This is a genomic window from Staphylococcus sp. ACRSN (assembly GCF_022346615.1).
Classification (GTDB): domain Bacteria; phylum Bacillota; class Bacilli; order Staphylococcales; family Staphylococcaceae; genus Staphylococcus.
In genome coordinates this window covers 1-15,313 of record NZ_JAKRNS010000021.1, presented here as the reverse complement: position 1 = coordinate 15,313, position 15,313 = coordinate 1, and the positions used below count along the sequence as shown (strand labels likewise).

The 15,313-nt window shown below is 32.0% G+C and carries 32 protein-coding genes; all 32 read right to left on the bottom strand.

What is annotated here, in order from left to right; all coding sequences use genetic code 11:
- Nucleotides 1-480: 480 nt before the first annotated feature.
- On the bottom strand, nt 481-1,428 hold the full coding sequence (locus MHZ36_RS14025; RefSeq protein ID WP_239232287.1) for a hypothetical protein: 948 nt from the start codon (nt 1,426-1,428) through the stop codon (nt 481-483).
- Nucleotides 1,428-1,856, bottom strand: a complete 429-nt coding sequence (locus MHZ36_RS14020) for a RusA family crossover junction endodeoxyribonuclease (RefSeq protein ID WP_239232286.1) — start codon at nt 1,854-1,856, stop codon at nt 1,428-1,430. The genes MHZ36_RS14025 and MHZ36_RS14020 overlap by 1 nt, the downstream gene beginning before the upstream one ends.
- 11 nt (nt 1,857-1,867) lie before the next feature.
- Nucleotides 1,868-2,257, bottom strand: a complete 390-nt coding sequence (locus MHZ36_RS14015; RefSeq protein ID WP_239232285.1) for a hypothetical protein — start codon at nt 2,255-2,257, stop codon at nt 1,868-1,870.
- Between the two features lie 559 nt (nt 2,258-2,816).
- Nucleotides 2,817-3,299, bottom strand: a complete 483-nt coding sequence (locus MHZ36_RS14010; protein ID WP_239232284.1) for a hypothetical protein — start codon at nt 3,297-3,299, stop codon at nt 2,817-2,819.
- A 721-nt stretch (nt 3,300-4,020) separates the two neighbouring features.
- Nucleotides 4,021-4,239, bottom strand: coding sequence for a hypothetical protein (locus MHZ36_RS14005; protein ID WP_239232283.1), 219 nt, complete (start codon nt 4,237-4,239; stop codon nt 4,021-4,023).
- A gap of 37 nt (nt 4,240-4,276) precedes the next feature.
- Entirely contained in the window at nt 4,277-4,519 is a 243-nt protein-coding gene (locus tag MHZ36_RS14000; protein ID WP_147614316.1) for a hypothetical protein, read from the bottom strand.
- Between the two features lie 32 nt (nt 4,520-4,551).
- Nucleotides 4,552-4,761, bottom strand: a complete 210-nt coding sequence (locus MHZ36_RS13995) for a hypothetical protein (protein ID WP_239232282.1) — start codon at nt 4,759-4,761, stop codon at nt 4,552-4,554.
- 27 nt (nt 4,762-4,788) lie between these two features.
- Nucleotides 4,789-5,025 (bottom strand): hypothetical protein, encoded by a 237-nt coding sequence (locus MHZ36_RS13990; protein ID WP_239232281.1) that lies wholly within the window; start codon nt 5,023-5,025, stop codon nt 4,789-4,791.
- 207 nt (nt 5,026-5,232) lie between these two features.
- Complete coding sequence (locus MHZ36_RS13985) at nt 5,233-5,466, bottom strand: hypothetical protein (RefSeq protein WP_239232280.1); 234 nt, start codon at nt 5,464-5,466, stop codon at nt 5,233-5,235.
- Nucleotides 5,467-5,507: 41 nt separating this feature from the next.
- Complete coding sequence (locus MHZ36_RS13980) at nt 5,508-5,867, bottom strand: hypothetical protein (RefSeq protein ID WP_147614312.1); 360 nt, start codon at nt 5,865-5,867, stop codon at nt 5,508-5,510.
- 170 nt (nt 5,868-6,037) lie between these two features.
- On the bottom strand, nt 6,038-6,856 hold the full coding sequence (locus MHZ36_RS13975; protein WP_239232279.1) for a hypothetical protein: 819 nt from the start codon (nt 6,854-6,856) through the stop codon (nt 6,038-6,040).
- A gap of 123 nt (nt 6,857-6,979) precedes the next feature.
- Nucleotides 6,980-7,375: a type II toxin-antitoxin system HicB family antitoxin gene (locus MHZ36_RS13970; protein WP_239232278.1), complete on the bottom strand. Its 396-nt coding sequence runs from the start codon at nt 7,373-7,375 to the stop codon at nt 6,980-6,982.
- Nucleotides 7,375-7,662 carry a hypothetical protein gene (locus tag MHZ36_RS13965; protein WP_239232277.1) on the bottom strand — a complete coding sequence of 96 codons (288 nt, stop codon included), beginning with the start codon at nt 7,660-7,662 and terminating at the stop codon, nt 7,375-7,377. The genes MHZ36_RS13970 and MHZ36_RS13965 overlap by 1 nt, the downstream gene beginning before the upstream one ends.
- Nucleotides 7,663-7,667: 5 nt before the next feature.
- Nucleotides 7,668-7,925: a hypothetical protein gene (locus MHZ36_RS13960; protein ID WP_239232276.1), complete on the bottom strand. Its 258-nt coding sequence runs from the start codon at nt 7,923-7,925 to the stop codon at nt 7,668-7,670.
- 99 nt (nt 7,926-8,024) lie between these two features.
- Nucleotides 8,025-8,207: a type II toxin-antitoxin system HicA family toxin gene (locus MHZ36_RS13955; RefSeq protein WP_147614309.1), complete on the bottom strand. Its 183-nt coding sequence runs from the start codon at nt 8,205-8,207 to the stop codon at nt 8,025-8,027.
- A 452-nt stretch (nt 8,208-8,659) separates the two neighbouring features.
- A complete protein-coding gene (locus MHZ36_RS13950) occupies nt 8,660-9,013 on the bottom strand; it encodes a hypothetical protein (protein WP_239232275.1) in 354 nt (117 codons plus the stop codon).
- A gap of 263 nt (nt 9,014-9,276) precedes the next feature.
- Nucleotides 9,277-9,675: a hypothetical protein gene (locus tag MHZ36_RS13945; protein ID WP_239232274.1), complete on the bottom strand. Its 399-nt coding sequence runs from the start codon at nt 9,673-9,675 to the stop codon at nt 9,277-9,279.
- Between the two features lie 39 nt (nt 9,676-9,714).
- The gene (locus tag MHZ36_RS13940) at nt 9,715-9,903 is read right to left on the bottom strand and encodes a hypothetical protein (RefSeq protein ID WP_239232273.1); all 189 of its coding nucleotides are present in this window, start codon (nt 9,901-9,903) and stop codon (nt 9,715-9,717) included.
- 167 nt (nt 9,904-10,070) lie between these two features.
- Nucleotides 10,071-10,325 carry a hypothetical protein gene (locus MHZ36_RS13935; protein WP_147614306.1) on the bottom strand — a complete coding sequence of 85 codons (255 nt, stop codon included), beginning with the start codon at nt 10,323-10,325 and terminating at the stop codon, nt 10,071-10,073.
- A 12-nt stretch (nt 10,326-10,337) separates the two neighbouring features.
- A complete protein-coding gene (locus MHZ36_RS13930) occupies nt 10,338-10,667 on the bottom strand; it encodes a hypothetical protein (RefSeq protein WP_147614305.1) in 330 nt (109 codons plus the stop codon).
- Entirely contained in the window at nt 10,633-10,899 is a 267-nt protein-coding gene (locus MHZ36_RS13925) for a hypothetical protein (RefSeq protein WP_239232272.1), read from the bottom strand. Before MHZ36_RS13925 ends, MHZ36_RS13930 begins: the two co-directional genes overlap by 35 nt.
- 19 nt (nt 10,900-10,918) lie before the next feature.
- Nucleotides 10,919-11,221: a hypothetical protein gene (locus MHZ36_RS13920; protein ID WP_147614303.1), complete on the bottom strand. Its 303-nt coding sequence runs from the start codon at nt 11,219-11,221 to the stop codon at nt 10,919-10,921.
- 18 nt (nt 11,222-11,239) lie between these two features.
- Complete coding sequence (locus MHZ36_RS13915; protein WP_239232271.1) at nt 11,240-11,749, bottom strand: hypothetical protein; 510 nt, start codon at nt 11,747-11,749, stop codon at nt 11,240-11,242.
- A gap of 37 nt (nt 11,750-11,786) precedes the next feature.
- Nucleotides 11,787-11,930, bottom strand: a complete 144-nt coding sequence (locus MHZ36_RS13910) for a hypothetical protein (RefSeq protein WP_239232270.1) — start codon at nt 11,928-11,930, stop codon at nt 11,787-11,789.
- Nucleotides 11,931-12,395: 465 nt separating this feature from the next.
- On the bottom strand, nt 12,396-12,659 hold the full coding sequence (locus tag MHZ36_RS13905) for a hypothetical protein (RefSeq protein WP_239232269.1): 264 nt from the start codon (nt 12,657-12,659) through the stop codon (nt 12,396-12,398).
- A gap of 119 nt (nt 12,660-12,778) precedes the next feature.
- The gene (locus tag MHZ36_RS13900) at nt 12,779-13,003 is read right to left on the bottom strand and encodes a hypothetical protein (RefSeq protein ID WP_239232268.1); all 225 of its coding nucleotides are present in this window, start codon (nt 13,001-13,003) and stop codon (nt 12,779-12,781) included.
- A gap of 26 nt (nt 13,004-13,029) precedes the next feature.
- A complete protein-coding gene (locus MHZ36_RS13895; protein WP_239232267.1) occupies nt 13,030-13,335 on the bottom strand; it encodes a hypothetical protein in 306 nt (101 codons plus the stop codon).
- 20 nt (nt 13,336-13,355) lie between these two features.
- Nucleotides 13,356-13,937 carry a hypothetical protein gene (locus tag MHZ36_RS13890; RefSeq protein ID WP_239232266.1) on the bottom strand — a complete coding sequence of 194 codons (582 nt, stop codon included), beginning with the start codon at nt 13,935-13,937 and terminating at the stop codon, nt 13,356-13,358.
- 86 nt (nt 13,938-14,023) lie between these two features.
- Nucleotides 14,024-14,170 (bottom strand): hypothetical protein, encoded by a 147-nt coding sequence (locus MHZ36_RS13885; protein ID WP_239232265.1) that lies wholly within the window; start codon nt 14,168-14,170, stop codon nt 14,024-14,026.
- Nucleotides 14,157-14,510, bottom strand: coding sequence for a hypothetical protein (locus MHZ36_RS13880; RefSeq protein ID WP_239232264.1), 354 nt, complete (start codon nt 14,508-14,510; stop codon nt 14,157-14,159). Before MHZ36_RS13880 ends, MHZ36_RS13885 begins: the two co-directional genes overlap by 14 nt.
- A gap of 100 nt (nt 14,511-14,610) precedes the next feature.
- A complete protein-coding gene (locus tag MHZ36_RS13875; protein WP_239232263.1) occupies nt 14,611-14,877 on the bottom strand; it encodes a hypothetical protein in 267 nt (88 codons plus the stop codon).
- A gap of 48 nt (nt 14,878-14,925) precedes the next feature.
- Nucleotides 14,926-15,141 carry a hypothetical protein gene (locus MHZ36_RS13870; RefSeq protein WP_147614296.1) on the bottom strand — a complete coding sequence of 72 codons (216 nt, stop codon included), beginning with the start codon at nt 15,139-15,141 and terminating at the stop codon, nt 14,926-14,928.
- Between the last annotated feature and the right edge of the window lie 172 nt (nt 15,142-15,313).

The window sequence follows — 15,313 nt, the reverse complement described above, 5'->3', positions numbered from 1 at the left end:
CGAGAAGAAACGGACACAAAAGGCAGTCCCCAAATCGGGAACGAAGAACAAGTACTATGGGCTGACAGCCCATAGTACTTGTTCTTCGTTCCCGATTTGGGGACTGCCTTTTGTGTCCGTTTCTTCTCGTTCCCATTTCTGAGACTGGTCGTCTTGATTTTATATTGTATAATTTTTTTATACTTATGTTCTAATATATAATGGGTGAAGCTATTTATATTTTTATACCTTCGGTATTTTATTGGTTGATTTTATATTGTTTTTATAATATATTATTGATATGTTGGAAGAATTTTATTTATTTTTCATAGGCGCCTAAATATTTTTGGCAACCTCACTTTTATCTCCAACAAGCAAATATACACCCGTCACACGTCCATACAGGCACACATTTCTGCGATATAAGGGTTTATGTCCTAAATATAGTAAATACCTCTAAAACGGTCTTTAAAAGGCAAATAAAAAGACATCAGTCAATGACTAATGTCGATTCTCATGCCCATGATAATTATGAGGTGTACCCCCTAGCTCGTGATACCTAGATTCCATATAATCTTTCAAACCCTTGTAAGCTTTGTTTAAGTCATTGAACGCACTTTCTGTACCTTTAAACTCTCTATTTTCTAGCAATGCCCTTCTAGCATATGCAACTGCATCCGCAAAGGCTATATTATGGTCGTGCGCATGACTGTTATTATAATTCGATTTCCAATACTCTAACCCATTGCTCCTAATAGGAACTAAAATTGATAAGAGGTTTTCGGGATCAGGTCTCTTTCTTCTAGTCTCTTCAATATCTGGTAAAGAGTTTATCAACTCGTTAGCCTCATCAACAAAACGATACTCTAATAAAACCCCTACAATATCATCAAAAGACTCAAAAACCTCATCACTATTTTCACATGCATTTTTATAATCCTTGAAACTACTTAAATAATCGTCCTCAACGCTTTCTATTAGCTTTAATACTTTTTCCAGTGTGCTGTTCGTTGCATTACCAACCGTTAACTCTTCCACGCCTGTCCCAACGACTTTTCTCTTACTTAATATAATACTTGCCTCTTGTAAATCATCAGCCTTTAATTTCTTTGTATATAGTATATCTTTAGCCTTTTGTAAGTCCTTTATTTCGTCGGTTATAGATTCATCGATATAATAACGCTTCTCGTGATGTAATACTTCTATACGTTCATCTATTTTATTTAAAACTCTTTTTAGAATTTTCTCATTTTCTTCATTCTCGCTCTCCGCCTTAATCAAACTATTTTTCACACTACTTATAGCCTCATTTAATTTTCTATATTCTTGTCTATAAGCAGTCATATAATCGTGTCTATCGCTTAATACACTTAAATAGCTCTCCATTTCGCTTTCTGCCTTATCCATCATACGTTCAATGTCGCGCCAAATATCTATGTTCGTTACCATTATTCAACACCTCGCAATGTAATTTCAGTTCTTGGATTATTTAGCGTTTGAAACTTAGCAGCAGTTAACATACAAATACGGCTGTCTTTCACTTTAAGACCTTTAAATATGCTATCAAATGCAGCTTTTACAAGATTATCTATATCAGGAGCAGTGGTTTTCATTATTGAATTTAATTTCTTTTGATGCTTCGGAGCTTTTACATAAAAGTAAACCTCCGCCTTAACTCCTAATGGGGTTTTTAATACATTATAAAACAAGTCGTTTATTGCCCCTTGTTCTTGCAGCTTCTCTTGTACACTCGCCATATAATCAGCGTATCTTTGAGGATAGTATGTTATTGTCCTGCCATCTTTCGTTCTTCTAAACTCAGGTCTAGGGGTCGCGATTGGCGGTATATCTATTGTGAAATGCCATTCATTAGCCATTTTAAAACCTCCTACACACCATCATTATTGCTTACATCTTCATCATAATGCATATTCATAGGTGCTAAGTTCTTATTAACAATATCTTTTTGTTCTTCCAAATCAACTTCATTTTTCTTTTTCTTTTTCTCATAGTTCTCGGGGTTCTTTATATAGTCATTAAATAGCTCTATGATAACGTTCATCTCTTTTATTGTGAATATTTCTGAGAAGGCTTCAAATGCTTCTTTCTCTTTATAAAGATTTTTTAATTTGGCTTTATATCTAAAAAGCGCACTTTTACTCATATTCAAGCTTTCACATAATTTTTGCCAACTAACTACATCAAAAACAAATTCGTAAATATTTTCACTTTTTGACTTAGTGATTTTAAGTTTATTTTGAGTTTTTTTATAAGCCATTTATAATTCCTCCAATATTCTAATACTTTTTTAGATACATGAGTATATGGATACTTATGCCTATATTGATGCTCATACTCGTAAATATGCGGTTTATTATAGTTACTGTTATATTCTACTTTAGGGACTATATTTATAATAAATAACGATAGAATTATATAATGTTTATACCCAGAAATATAGACTGTATAATATAGTAATAATTAACTATTTTATAGTATATTTCTATTTATAAAACACCCTTAATAATATAATTCCAATTAATGGGAATAGTTTTATATGTACCTAAATTATAACATCATATTCCCTATTTTGAAACTATAAAATACGTGTCGCTCTATTAATTTTAATATATATACTCAAATAATATTATTTAATTTATATTTTAATCTTTGCTATATATCAAAGATATTATAGAGTGTTTCTATTCATTTAATTTGTATTAATCTATTTTCATTTAATAACATTAGATTAAGCTCTATCATATTTATATATTTATATATCTATATGTATTAGTATTATAATTATTTAAGCCTATAAAATGAAGAGTAGAATTATTTTATAATTCTACTCTAGTCAAATGTTCTGCAAACTGTTCAGCGCTATAAAGAATTGATGATTGAGTTCTTTCTTTTTTTGTATCAATTATATATCTAGCATTCTTTTGACCTATATCAAGTAAATGTACTTTTATGTTATCATTTACAAATGCTACACATACATCTTCTTTATCCTCTTTGTTTTCTTCGATAGATTGAAATAACGCTTTTCCCATTTCTACATATGCAGGATTAACACAATGATTTTTTACAAAAACAAATGTATTACCTCCCATTAGTATTTCACCTGTTACTTCATCAGTTTGATATTCTTCGTTTCGTTTTGCTACTTCTTCTACATCTTTATATTTCACATTCCAATCTTTAATAATAATATTGATCACTTGTGCATCTCTCGTTTTCACATTAACTTGATTATTAGAGTAACCATAATTTTCTTTAAGTTCTTTTCTTATATTTTTAGCAATGTTTTTTGCTTCCATAATTAGCAACCCCTTATGTGATTTGTTAATTACATTATATCGTACTTGTAGATACGTTTCAAGTAATTTATGTATTTTATTAATACTTTTGTAATTAATATTTTGAGGAGTCCTTACCAATCAATGAAGCCATACGTGCGCCACTCTATTAATCAGTGCAATATATTGCGTTTCTCAGCGTCTTTATTTTTTCCTTTTTTCTTGTTTTAATCTTATTTCTCATAATTTTATACATCGCTAAATTCTATTTAGTTACTGAACATAAATATTCAAACAATTATCTATATAAATATGTATATGTATACTTATTTATATACCTACAATAATTAACTTTAATTATATATCATTTTATACTTCTCTATACACATGTTTCTATATGTAGTTAAATACCTACTATTATACTTATAAATGTCTTAATATATACATATACTTATACATATATTAATACCTATTCAAGTACTTAGTTAATCAAGGATAGATATACTTTATTATATACTTACTTTAGTATTTATATTTATATTTGCACTTAACCATATATAAACCCTTATTTAAATAATTATATTAATCAATATTAAAGTCCATAATATGATAAGTAATAATTCACTCATCATATTATGGATTTATCTATTTATAATTATGTTTATTTCTATGCTACAAAAGATGCTTATATTTATAGGTGGCTTTGTATGTGTAAGTAGGGGACATATTTGCTTGTATATGATTAATATATATTACTAACCATACTTTCTAGTTTGCTTTTATCTATCCTCTTATTTGTATCGTAATATTTACACAACGTTTCAAACTCGCTAACTGCTTGTACTTCATTTATATATGTTTTAACTGCAATCCCGAATGTTTGGTTACTATAGTCCAATACAAAAAACTTATCGCTAAACTTAATCAATCTATAGCTACCATCACGTTTGATAGTTTCCATTTACTGCACCCCTTTGTTTATATAGTTATAGTTTTCTTTATAAAAGTAGTGGGGGAACTGAACCGCTTCTATATGCTACTAAAATGTCTAACTCCTGCTTTTCTATGCTTATTTCCATATTATGATTCTCACAAAGCGTATGAAATTCATTTCTAGCTTGCTTTACATCGTTATATATTTTAATACCTTTTATAGTATCATTCACTAAATATTCTAGCGCTATACAATTTTCATCAAATTGAAATAATCTAAAATTATGATTGTTTTCTATAATTTTCATTTCAAACAACTCCTATTTATATATTTCAGTTCTTAAACCTTATAGGGGACACCCAATACCTTATTTTGCTTTTTATTTATTTCAGTCTTAATAATTGAATACATTTCATCTTCAGCATCTTCCATATTTCTAATGTTATTTTGTTTTGCTGCTTCTGCTTGCATTCTAGTCTCAAAAACACCTAAAAAGGTCGTATTTGCCATTGGCATTTCTTCACTGTAAATCAACATATACATATCCATATATTTTTCCTCCTTCGTTAGTTAAATTCATTCTATAATCCCTACAATCAATCGATCGTTTACATTAGCTTCTACAATTAAATAAGTTGCTGTATCTGTTACTATCTCTTCTTTAGCGTCTTGTTCATGCACCACATAGTCTTCAGCTTCAAAATTAATGTTTATATCCTCATACACTTTCATTTTGCTGTCATAAGTTCCTTTATAGTCTAAAACTCCCATGCCCTCTTTATAAAACACTGAGTAAGTCTTAATAGCTTCCATATATTTCATTTCCTCCTTTATAGAACGCTGTGTGGCACTCTGTAGCGTCCATTTCCTTAACTTCTATAATAAACACCCTTATTAAAGTAGCAGTGGGCTATAATGTATTATTGATTACTGCGTAAGCTTCTATATGCTTCTTAGGTTAATAGCAACTCAAACTATGGCTTTGTATTTAATGTATAGAGGTGGGGGGAAAGTCCCCCTCTATACTGATGAATGGGCTGAGCTATTACGAATGATTAAATCAATATCTATTTCATACATATGCTTAGTTAAATCAACATTATTACTTAAATATTCAAATGCCTCTAATGCTCTAGTACGGTTCATATAGTGCTTTACGGGTACATATATCCACCCGTTCCAATGTTCTAGCGCTATAATACCGTCCTCGTAATCTACAAGCCTATAACTGTCTTTGTAAGTTATCCATTTCATTAAAATCACCCCTATATAGTATTGAGAATAGAAGCGGGGGATTAATCCGCTTCGTATTCAATTACACCTTTATTAATAATGAATCGCTCTCTAAACTCTTCAACGCCCTGCACATCTATACGTAAGTTCAACTCTTTAGAAAGCTGTTCTAATGTTGTATAGGGTGTTTTGTCGTCTGCGTCATGGTAATAGCTATATTCAGTACCTAACATGCTTCGCTCAACTGTGTTTTTACAGCCTCCATTAATTACATGTAAGCCATGATGATTGCCGTAATACGTTTCATCACTTCTTACACCAAATAGCTTACGTTCTTGCTCTCCTTTTAAGTAACTAGCTAATGTTTCAATATCTCTTGGTTCTCCGTCTACTGTCATGCCATACATACAAGTATTCGCCATAGTTTTAACTTCCTTTCCTAACTGGTATACCTATATTATATCGTACTTGTAGATACGTTTCAAGCGTTTTTATGTATTTACTTAATATTTTTGTTGTTATTTATAAATAAAAAGAAGCGGTATTATCCGCTTCTTAGACTAATTATAATACTTTTATATTTGCATCTGCTTTACTTATTCAAGTCATCAATTAGAACCGCTGCTTTTGAGTTCTGTTGATGCATAGGTAAGTTAGCAACCGCTGATTTATATCTTTTATGTTCAATCTCTTTTATGTCTTGATGTGCTCTATAAACAAAATCTGCAATGGCTTCAAAGCTGATTTGATTAGAAACAACTTCACATGTTGCACATGGTTCAAAGTCCTCATTTTGTATCTTTAAATGGTTAGGAATAATGAAAGCAAAATTATCTACTGTTGATTGATTCAAGTCTACAAACTCATATAATCTATAAGCAACACTCTCATCTTCGTTTACTACATAAGCATTTAAAGGATTCTTTTCTACTAACTGCATTTCGAAATTCAATTTTTCTTTATTCGTTCTTATTGACCAAAATACTTGGTTAGGTTGTTTTCCTATAGCATTAAGATAGCCTCTATTTTTTAAGAAATTAGCTGTATTTTCGATAAATTTAGGTAAGCTAATTAGAAACGACACTAAATAAATAAAAAACGCTACTAAAAAGAATATAAGCCCTGCAATAGGAACAATCGCTTCAGTTGTCCCCACTTCAAAGGTTGCTTTATTAAACATATTAGGAAATCCTGTAAGTGCTGCCAAAGATACTAATAAGCCGATTAGAAGTGCCACTATATAAGACTGCGTGTATACATAGTTCATAATTAAACTTCTATCCAAACTGCGATGATACCTATCTCTTTTATTCTGCTTAATTTTATCTAACCGCTTGCTATTTTTCCGCTTCTTCGTGTCTCTCTCCACTAATTCTTCGATAAATGTATTAATAGAATATTTAACGTTCATATAATCCGCTCCCTTTGTTTAATTAAGATTCATGCTATATATCATTGATCGATACGCTATATTTAAAACCCATGCTTTAATCAACCTATAACAGAAAGTACTCTTTAAAATCCTAATAGCCGTTTATACATTAAGTTCTTCTTTCAATGCACGCTGTAGCGTCTGACTGAAGTTAACGTTTTGACTTTTCCCTAATTCAACTAAATATTGTGGTAAAGTAACTGTTTTATTAACTACTTTATTGTCTTCTCTTGCTCTGATAATGTTTGTTTCAACGCTTACAAGCTGTAATTGTTCATTGTTTTTCAATGACTTTGCTAATGTATCAAAGTCACTTGCTGTTGGTATCTCATCGTTATCATCTTCCATAACTATCAAATGACCGCCTAACGCATCACTTGCCATTTCAACCGCTTCATTAATTCCTTTGCCGAATGTGTTAACTCCTGCTAGGTCTGGAAATGACACGTTATAATATTCGTCTTCTTTTTCTAATACTGCATAGTAATAATATTTCATTATATTCCCCTCCAATTAAAGCCTCTTACTATTTTATTACCGACTAAGTACGGTGCTTCTAATAACAATTCATTACTAGAGCTATATAGCCTTGTTCTATCTGTTTTAGCTTTTTCTCCATCTACTTTATTTATCTTTATAGAAATAGCCCGAATTTTATAGTCTCTTATATGTTTAGAGAGAACTCTGTCAGCTCCACCTATTCCCCCTGCTGTTATGTGGTAATTTTCAATTTCCCCGTTATCCAATTCAACGATTGCTTTGTAGACACTTCTACATTTAGTCATATATATCAATCCTCTTTAATCCAAAATATCGTGAGCATTATAGAAATACTTAAAAATGTTATAGCACCAAGCCATGATAAGACTAGAACAATCAAACTTATAGCATTTGAAGAATGCTGTATGATATCACTAGCCTCTATCACTTTAAAACCGTTCACTTTATAATCCACTGTATAACCGTAAGATATAAATAGAGTTAATAGCGTAAATATATAACTGAATAAAGCCGCAACTTTAAATGAAATGTTCTTTTCTTCTACCATTTTACGCCTCTCCTTTACTAGAGATTTGAAACTTTGTCATGTCGTAAGTAAATTAGTATAATGGTCTCATCAACAATATAAGAGGTAGCAAGAGGACTTTTAAAGTCCTGCTTGCTTAAGGATTGAACGTTCAGTACCACGAGGTAAATCTTTTCTAGGGTGTGGGACTGTAATTTTGCCTGTTTTAGTCGGGTGTTTGAAGTGATGATGACTTCCAACAACTTTGACTAAGTACCAGTCATCACGTTCAATCTTTTTTATTACTTCTCTTGATGAGCTCATCTAATTTACCTCCTACCTATATATTAACACGTGTTTTAACACGTGTCTAGTCGCGATACGTTTTTCTTTCATATAAATAAAAAAGAAGCGGACAAAACCGCTTCAATTCCCATTACTATGTACTTTTAACGCTATATAGATATATTGACTTATACAAGGTAGATTGCTATATTCTAATTAGAACAAGTGCACTATGCTCACGCACACTTCTTAAGCACAGGAATATTAAACAAAAAATAACACTAACAGCCGACCAAAGCTTTGTTAGTGTTATTTTTTACTATCATTTTAACGACTAACTAAATTTTTAAAAGCTTCGTCATACTGTTCACTTACTTGTTCCGCTTCACTTAAAACGTTAGCTTTTTTAGTCGCTGCTACTACAATATTTATCTCATTGTACCGATAACATTTATAATTATTAACATTCAATTGATCTAGACACCTCCGAATTATGATTCACTTGAAAACAAGATTTCATCGCAATCATCACAAGCTACTTTCTCAATCTTTAAGTTTCTTTCTTCAAATTTCACTTTAAAATTGTCGCTACCGCACTTATTACAGTATTCGCCACACAACGAAACAATATAATCTCTATCATAGCCTAACGCTTCATATTTAACGATATCGTCTTCAGATATGAGCATATTATACCCTTTATCCGTTTGGACTTCTAAGTGCATAGGGCGTTTATTCTCTACCTTTTTTCGTCTTTTATTTATGACCGTTCCTTTATATTTCATGCCCCACCACGTTTGTATTTCACACACTGTACTAATAGCCACTCTATTTAACATTGTCATAATAACACCCTCCCATCTGCTATATACCGCTTCGAGTTGCTCATTTGGTGTTAAGGGCTTGAATATGCGATGTGAGTATAGCGAGCATATTCAAGCCCTTTATGGTTGAGTTTGCGACGTGAGTGTAGCGAGCAAGCTCAACCATATATGAAGCGGTTATCTATTCCTTATATCTTTAATAAGCTTATAATGGTAGCTTACAAATCATTTCATCATCGTTAATACATACAACAGATTGTTCATCAGCTACTAAATGTAATTTATTACTTCAACACTCCTGTATCTTTAATCCAAATTAACGCTCCTATTCTTCCATCTTCTTTTAAACTATATATATAATGTGCTCTCACAGTCCAATTTATAGCATTTTCTAATTTGATGTTTTTAAAAGTTTTTGTTTGAATGTCTTCTCCATCTAACCACGCTATTAAGTAATCTCCAATAGTTTCTTTCGTAACCACAGAGGCTTCCATATCACTTTCGGAATCCTCCCAGTATTTAATTAAAATATGTGTTGTATAATCCTCATACATTTCTGACCAACTAGTTTGATACCCTACTATTTGAAAATCCTTTATATTATTACATTTAAGAAACTCATTCGCTATATCATCAACTTCTTTAAAACTAGTACTCGTATCAAACTTTTTTAATTTCCACATATACTTTAATCCTCCGTCATATATATATATTATCCTTTTTTACATTGCTTCCAATATATCGTAGTCAAACAATGTGAGTTGCTCTTGATTACTCTGTATATTGTAATTAACATTGCCAATTTGTTTTGTCTTACATGTACGATGTGCAATTTGCCATAATGTTAATGATTTTTCGTCTTGATAAGGTATATCTAAAAATTCACATAGCCACACAATTTCTTCTTTCATGGTTTGCAACCTCCTTAACTCATTCATTCTATATGTCCGCTTCGAGTTGCTCATTCGGTGTATTGGGCTTGAATATGCGATGTGAGTGTAGCGAGCATGTTCAAGCCCTCTATGGTTGAGTTTGCGACGTGAGTGTAGCGAGCAAGCTCAACCATACCTGAAGCGGTTTACAATCTTTCTATAACATCGTTCAAATCATTAAACGTTTCGTGGTAATACGGTATTTGACGCACTTCAGGGTAATTCGATTCATCTATCGGTAATATGCCACATATGATTAAAGATAAATTTACTTGTCCTAATGTCTGCTTTTCATTGTCATTTAAATCTGCCATAAATTCTCCTAACGTTTCACGACTGTGTACTAATCCACCCGTTTCACAATTTCCACTCTCTTTTAGTTCTATATCAGTAATCTTCATTGCAAACGCTCCTTATTTACTTTCTTCTCTTAAGCTTTTTAGATGTTCAACTATAGTTTGTGTACCATCTTTGCTTTCCATAGTGTCGGAAACAGGATAACCAAAGCAAAGCCTCAAACTATCCTCTGTTTCGCCTCGTTCAAATCCTACAAAGTTATAATTATCTTCTCCTAATGCTTTATCTACAGGTGCGATAATCCCTTTATATAAAGCTTGGTAAAGGTAAATGTCTTCTACGCTATTAGGTATTTCTATATGCGTATCGTCGTAATCATGCACATAAGCATCTAACCAAATATAGCCCGCTTCATAATACTTTTTTATAGCTTGATAAAGGTTCACAATACCCCTCCTCTGCATGTTCATTTAGGTACAGAATACATTGATTACCTAACTTTAAACCTTCGATAATGACATTAAGTTTACCCTCTGCGTTAAGTTGCTCTAAATAGCCTTTCATTGCGTCATAATCACAAACTATATAATCAAAACCAAGTTGCGTTACATAGAACGCAAACATGGTCTCGTATTCTTTTGCTTGTACATCTGTAAAATAATGACTCATCTTAATCATTTGTGACGCCCCCTTTATGTTAAGCACTCATTTCATACCAATTTTGAAGTTGTGCCGTTAAACGTAGCATTGGTTTACGTGCCGTTCTAAAATCAAAATACGCTTTTTCCATACGCATCATATCTTCATTAGATAAGTGATCTCCTAAATTAATCATTTGGTCGTCTACCCACAAAGTGAAACGTCTTAATAAAGGTTTTTCTGCACAATAACCGACTACATATAATTGTTTCTCTGTTGTACCAGTTGCATAATTTAAATAAGCTACGTCATTTCCCTCTGTTAATGCTTCGGTAAATGTAATTTCTACGACTCTTTTCATATATATCTCTCCTTATCTTTAAATCGTTGTATATGTTTTAAGTGTTTGATAACTCATAGTGTAAATTTTAGATTGTAAGTATTTTCTATAATCATGATTCATTACCCAACGTGTCACGCCATCATGTCGTTTATAGCCAATAACAAATGGGTGTTGATGTTGAGGTACAACAATGTACCAAGCTGAGGCAAAACCGAACTCTTTAATCTCTATAATATATTTAATATCGTTCTGCCAATCCTCTACCGCTTCTAAATCGTCAAAGTAACCCTCGCCAATACTATTTGAACTACCTAATAACAAGCGCCCTATTTCACACCTCTCTGCTTCTCCTATAAAGTGCAATGGTGTTTCAATAATTTGATATGCGTCTGACTTCCATAATTGCAATATCTCTTCTTCTGTAGCACCTCGAGTTGTTTTAAAGTAGGTTTCAAAGTCCTTTTGTAATACTGCTTTGTCTGTATAGTATGCGAAATCCGTTCTTATTTCTTTAACTTCCGTATTATATACACTGTAATGCGCCACAACGCCACCTCCTTATAAGTCGTATCTCCGTTTTATATCAACATTCTTTATACTTTAATTGCTTGTTGATGGTGCTTTTAATATCTGCGTTATTCAGTATCATGTCGTTGTAAAAATCAGCTTCATCTTCAACATTTTCGTCAATGTCTTTTAACAGTGTTTCTATTTCTTCACTTGTCATGATAAATGCCTCCTTTAATAATTCGATGATGTCGTTTCGCCTTATGTTTAGATCAATTCGTTATGCTTGTTGTGATTTGTTAATATAAGTATATCGTACTTGTAAGTACGTTTCAAGTATTTTTATGTATTTTTTTAATATTTTTGTGACTATATTACAATAAAAAAGAAGCGTTGTTGTCCGCTTCCCGTTATTATAGCTCATCTTATAAATGTTTAAGTTGTTATCTACTCTATTAAAATCAACTTATTAATTGCGTTTTTAGGTGTTGGGGGCTTGAATATGCGACGTGAGTGTAGCGAGCATGTTCAAGCCCTCTATGGTTGAGTTTGCGACGTGAGTATAGCGAGCAAGCTCAACCATACCTGAAGCGGTCTATTAACGTTAAACACTGTAACGTCCAAAATAAAAAAGAAACGGTTTTAACCGCTTCTTTGATTATCTGCACTATTCTGATTTAACAAACTACTTTTTAAGTACAAGTTTATTTGTAGTTATTCTATATACATACGTGACAACAACCCATACCAACACTGCACCTATAAATTTAGTGATTGAATACGTATTGATAATTAATAATACTGTAGACACCAAAAATGCCATATGAATAATATACAATAAAGTAAACACTATGATGGCAGCGAAATTTGAACCTACCATACCAATATTTAAATAGTCTAGTCCTAAAAAAATATTAGCTTTTCTATTTGCTTCTCTTAATAAATTCATTCTTATCACTTTCCTTTCGTTATATACATCAATTACTTATTTATATAAAATCTTCTATCAATCCATCTTATTAATCTTTCCGCTTCCTTAATGTTGCTCTGTATCTCGTTTTATTTTATTTAAGACCACACACCTATATAGATACAAACAGAACTAAAAATAATACCAAATGCAATAAACAATACTCCAGATACGAATTGCGATTTATAACTAAGTCCATCATCTTTTCTTGCATTACCTGTTATGAAACTTATTACCCCAACGGCTATACTTGCAAGTAAAACTAATATTCCCCCTACAGTCATAGCCACTCCTAAGCTTCCAATGATACTTTCACTAGACATATATACCTCCATATTAAACTATGTTTTTATTTCCGCTTCCTATCCTTAATTCCACCGATTACAAGTAACACCATAAATATATTCACAACAATTACTAGAATAATTACAATGACCATGACACCTATGCTTATATTACCAAGGTATACTAATGCCTCATCTTTACCCATTGACCACCAAGTCGTCTCCGTTGTATTCGGTGCTAGATTTCTATATTTCCCTTGTATGATGTAATCAAGTACAATATACGCCCCAAACATAAAGAGTAGATATACAATAACTAGCCACGCTATAGCTAGTTTGTTATCAAGATTATTTTTACTGGGTTCGTTCATATATTTCACTTCCCTTATACTCACTTAGACAAGTTGCTAAAAAACGCATCAACACCACTTAATTTCATTTCTTTGCCATTGTGAATGATTTGATATGCATTCTCTGATTCAATATCAAAATCTATTTTTCTTGGATCATCTTTGTTCACTATCATATCACGTGTACGTACTTGAACATTATCGTTATTTTTTATTTTCTTGCCTTGATACTCTAACTTCACACTTTTATTTTTATCATCTTGAATCCTTATAATCGATTTATAGCCTTTTCCAATATTCTGTACTGTTTCTACTTTGTCAGGCTTTATATTCGCTTCATAATAACCTACACCTACGTTTTGGTGCGATACATACCAACTATAAAGAAATAGTGTAACGATACAAATAAGAAATGCTATAGGCACATAGATAAGCAAGCTCTTCCACCATCGACCTAATGGTTTCATTAACATCACTAAAACAACGCCTATTGTTAGTATCGCTACTATTAGCGTGGCAACTTTAGCTTGGTCTTCGCTAGTGGTCAACATCTTATATACTTCCATGCTTCTGTCAAACCAGTTCATATCGTCAAATTTATGTAGTTCTTGATATTCCATCATTTCTCTTACTCTCCTTTATATCATTTATTATATTAGCTTACCTAACCCCTTGTGTATATATGCTTTGAATTAGGCAAGCTCGATTACTATGCTTTACTTTCTAACTCCTGCAACTCTGCTTTAACTTGCTTTAAATCTTTCCGCTTCTCGTTTTCCTCTGCTTCTGTCATGTCCTGAAACTCTAACTCTAATTCAATGTTTTCTATAATACATCTCAATTCAAATTGTCTCATGTTCTTGTACCACCTTTGCTTTTCTATAGTTAAATAATTGTTTTTGGCTCACTTTCATTGTTCTAACTTTATCTTTTATCACTAATCGATTGATAAAATCTTCTAACTCGGAAATATAGCAATCAAACAAAACTGTCTGACCTTGATAACTAACGTCGTATGTAACTGATGTATCTCTATAGACCGCTTCTAACTCTTCGTTATCACACATGTTTAATGCCTCTTGTATATCTTCACTCGTATCTTCGGCATAGCTACTTGCGTTAAATCTGTAACGCTTTACTACTTCGGCATTTTCTATAATTTCTATGCCCGACGCTAAACTTTGTTTTAAATTCATGGCACTAATCCTCCCATTTATTCTTCATCTATTTTATATTGAGAAGCGGTTGTAACTCCGCTTCGCTTATTCTGTTATGAGATATTTCTGCGTTGATTAATCAAACTAAAAAATCAAATTTTATTACCTTTGCGTCATCTTCACTCTGTTTAAATTCCTCTATTGCTTTGCTAACTCTGTCAAAATCCGCTTCACTCATCATTTCCATAAAGGCATATTCTTTGCCTGCTTCAGTGAAGACTAAGTCTTTGTCTTTATCTGCATATAGTTCTGTAACATAATCCTCTGACACTAATGTTGCTACTTGTTTCCCGTCCTCAAAGTCTTTGTATTGTAATACTAGATTAGATAACGTTTCATATCCCATTACTGCTTACCACCTTTACCTATTCAATTTATAAGCGTTATTCTCTTTTTAAATCATTGCGACTGTATATTGTTGTTGATTTAATATGTTTATGGCTTTGAGTACGCTCGTAATCTCTCCATATGGCTCTTGATTCGATTTCATACTTGCGTTTGCTTGTCTACGTGTTAAGCGAGCAATTCGCATCAGTTTGTCCTCTGTCATTAATTCACTTTCTATATAACCTTGATTATCTTTTACTTCGTACATCAATGTCTTTGTCATAATTGAAACCTCCTATAGATCAATGAATGTTGTGTGATGATTTGTTATATTTATTATAACGTACTTGTAGATACGTTACAATAACTTTTATGTATTTTTTTAATATTTTTGTGACTTTATCGTAATAAAAAAGAAGCGGTCTATACCGCCTCCTTTAATGTTCCTCTATTCT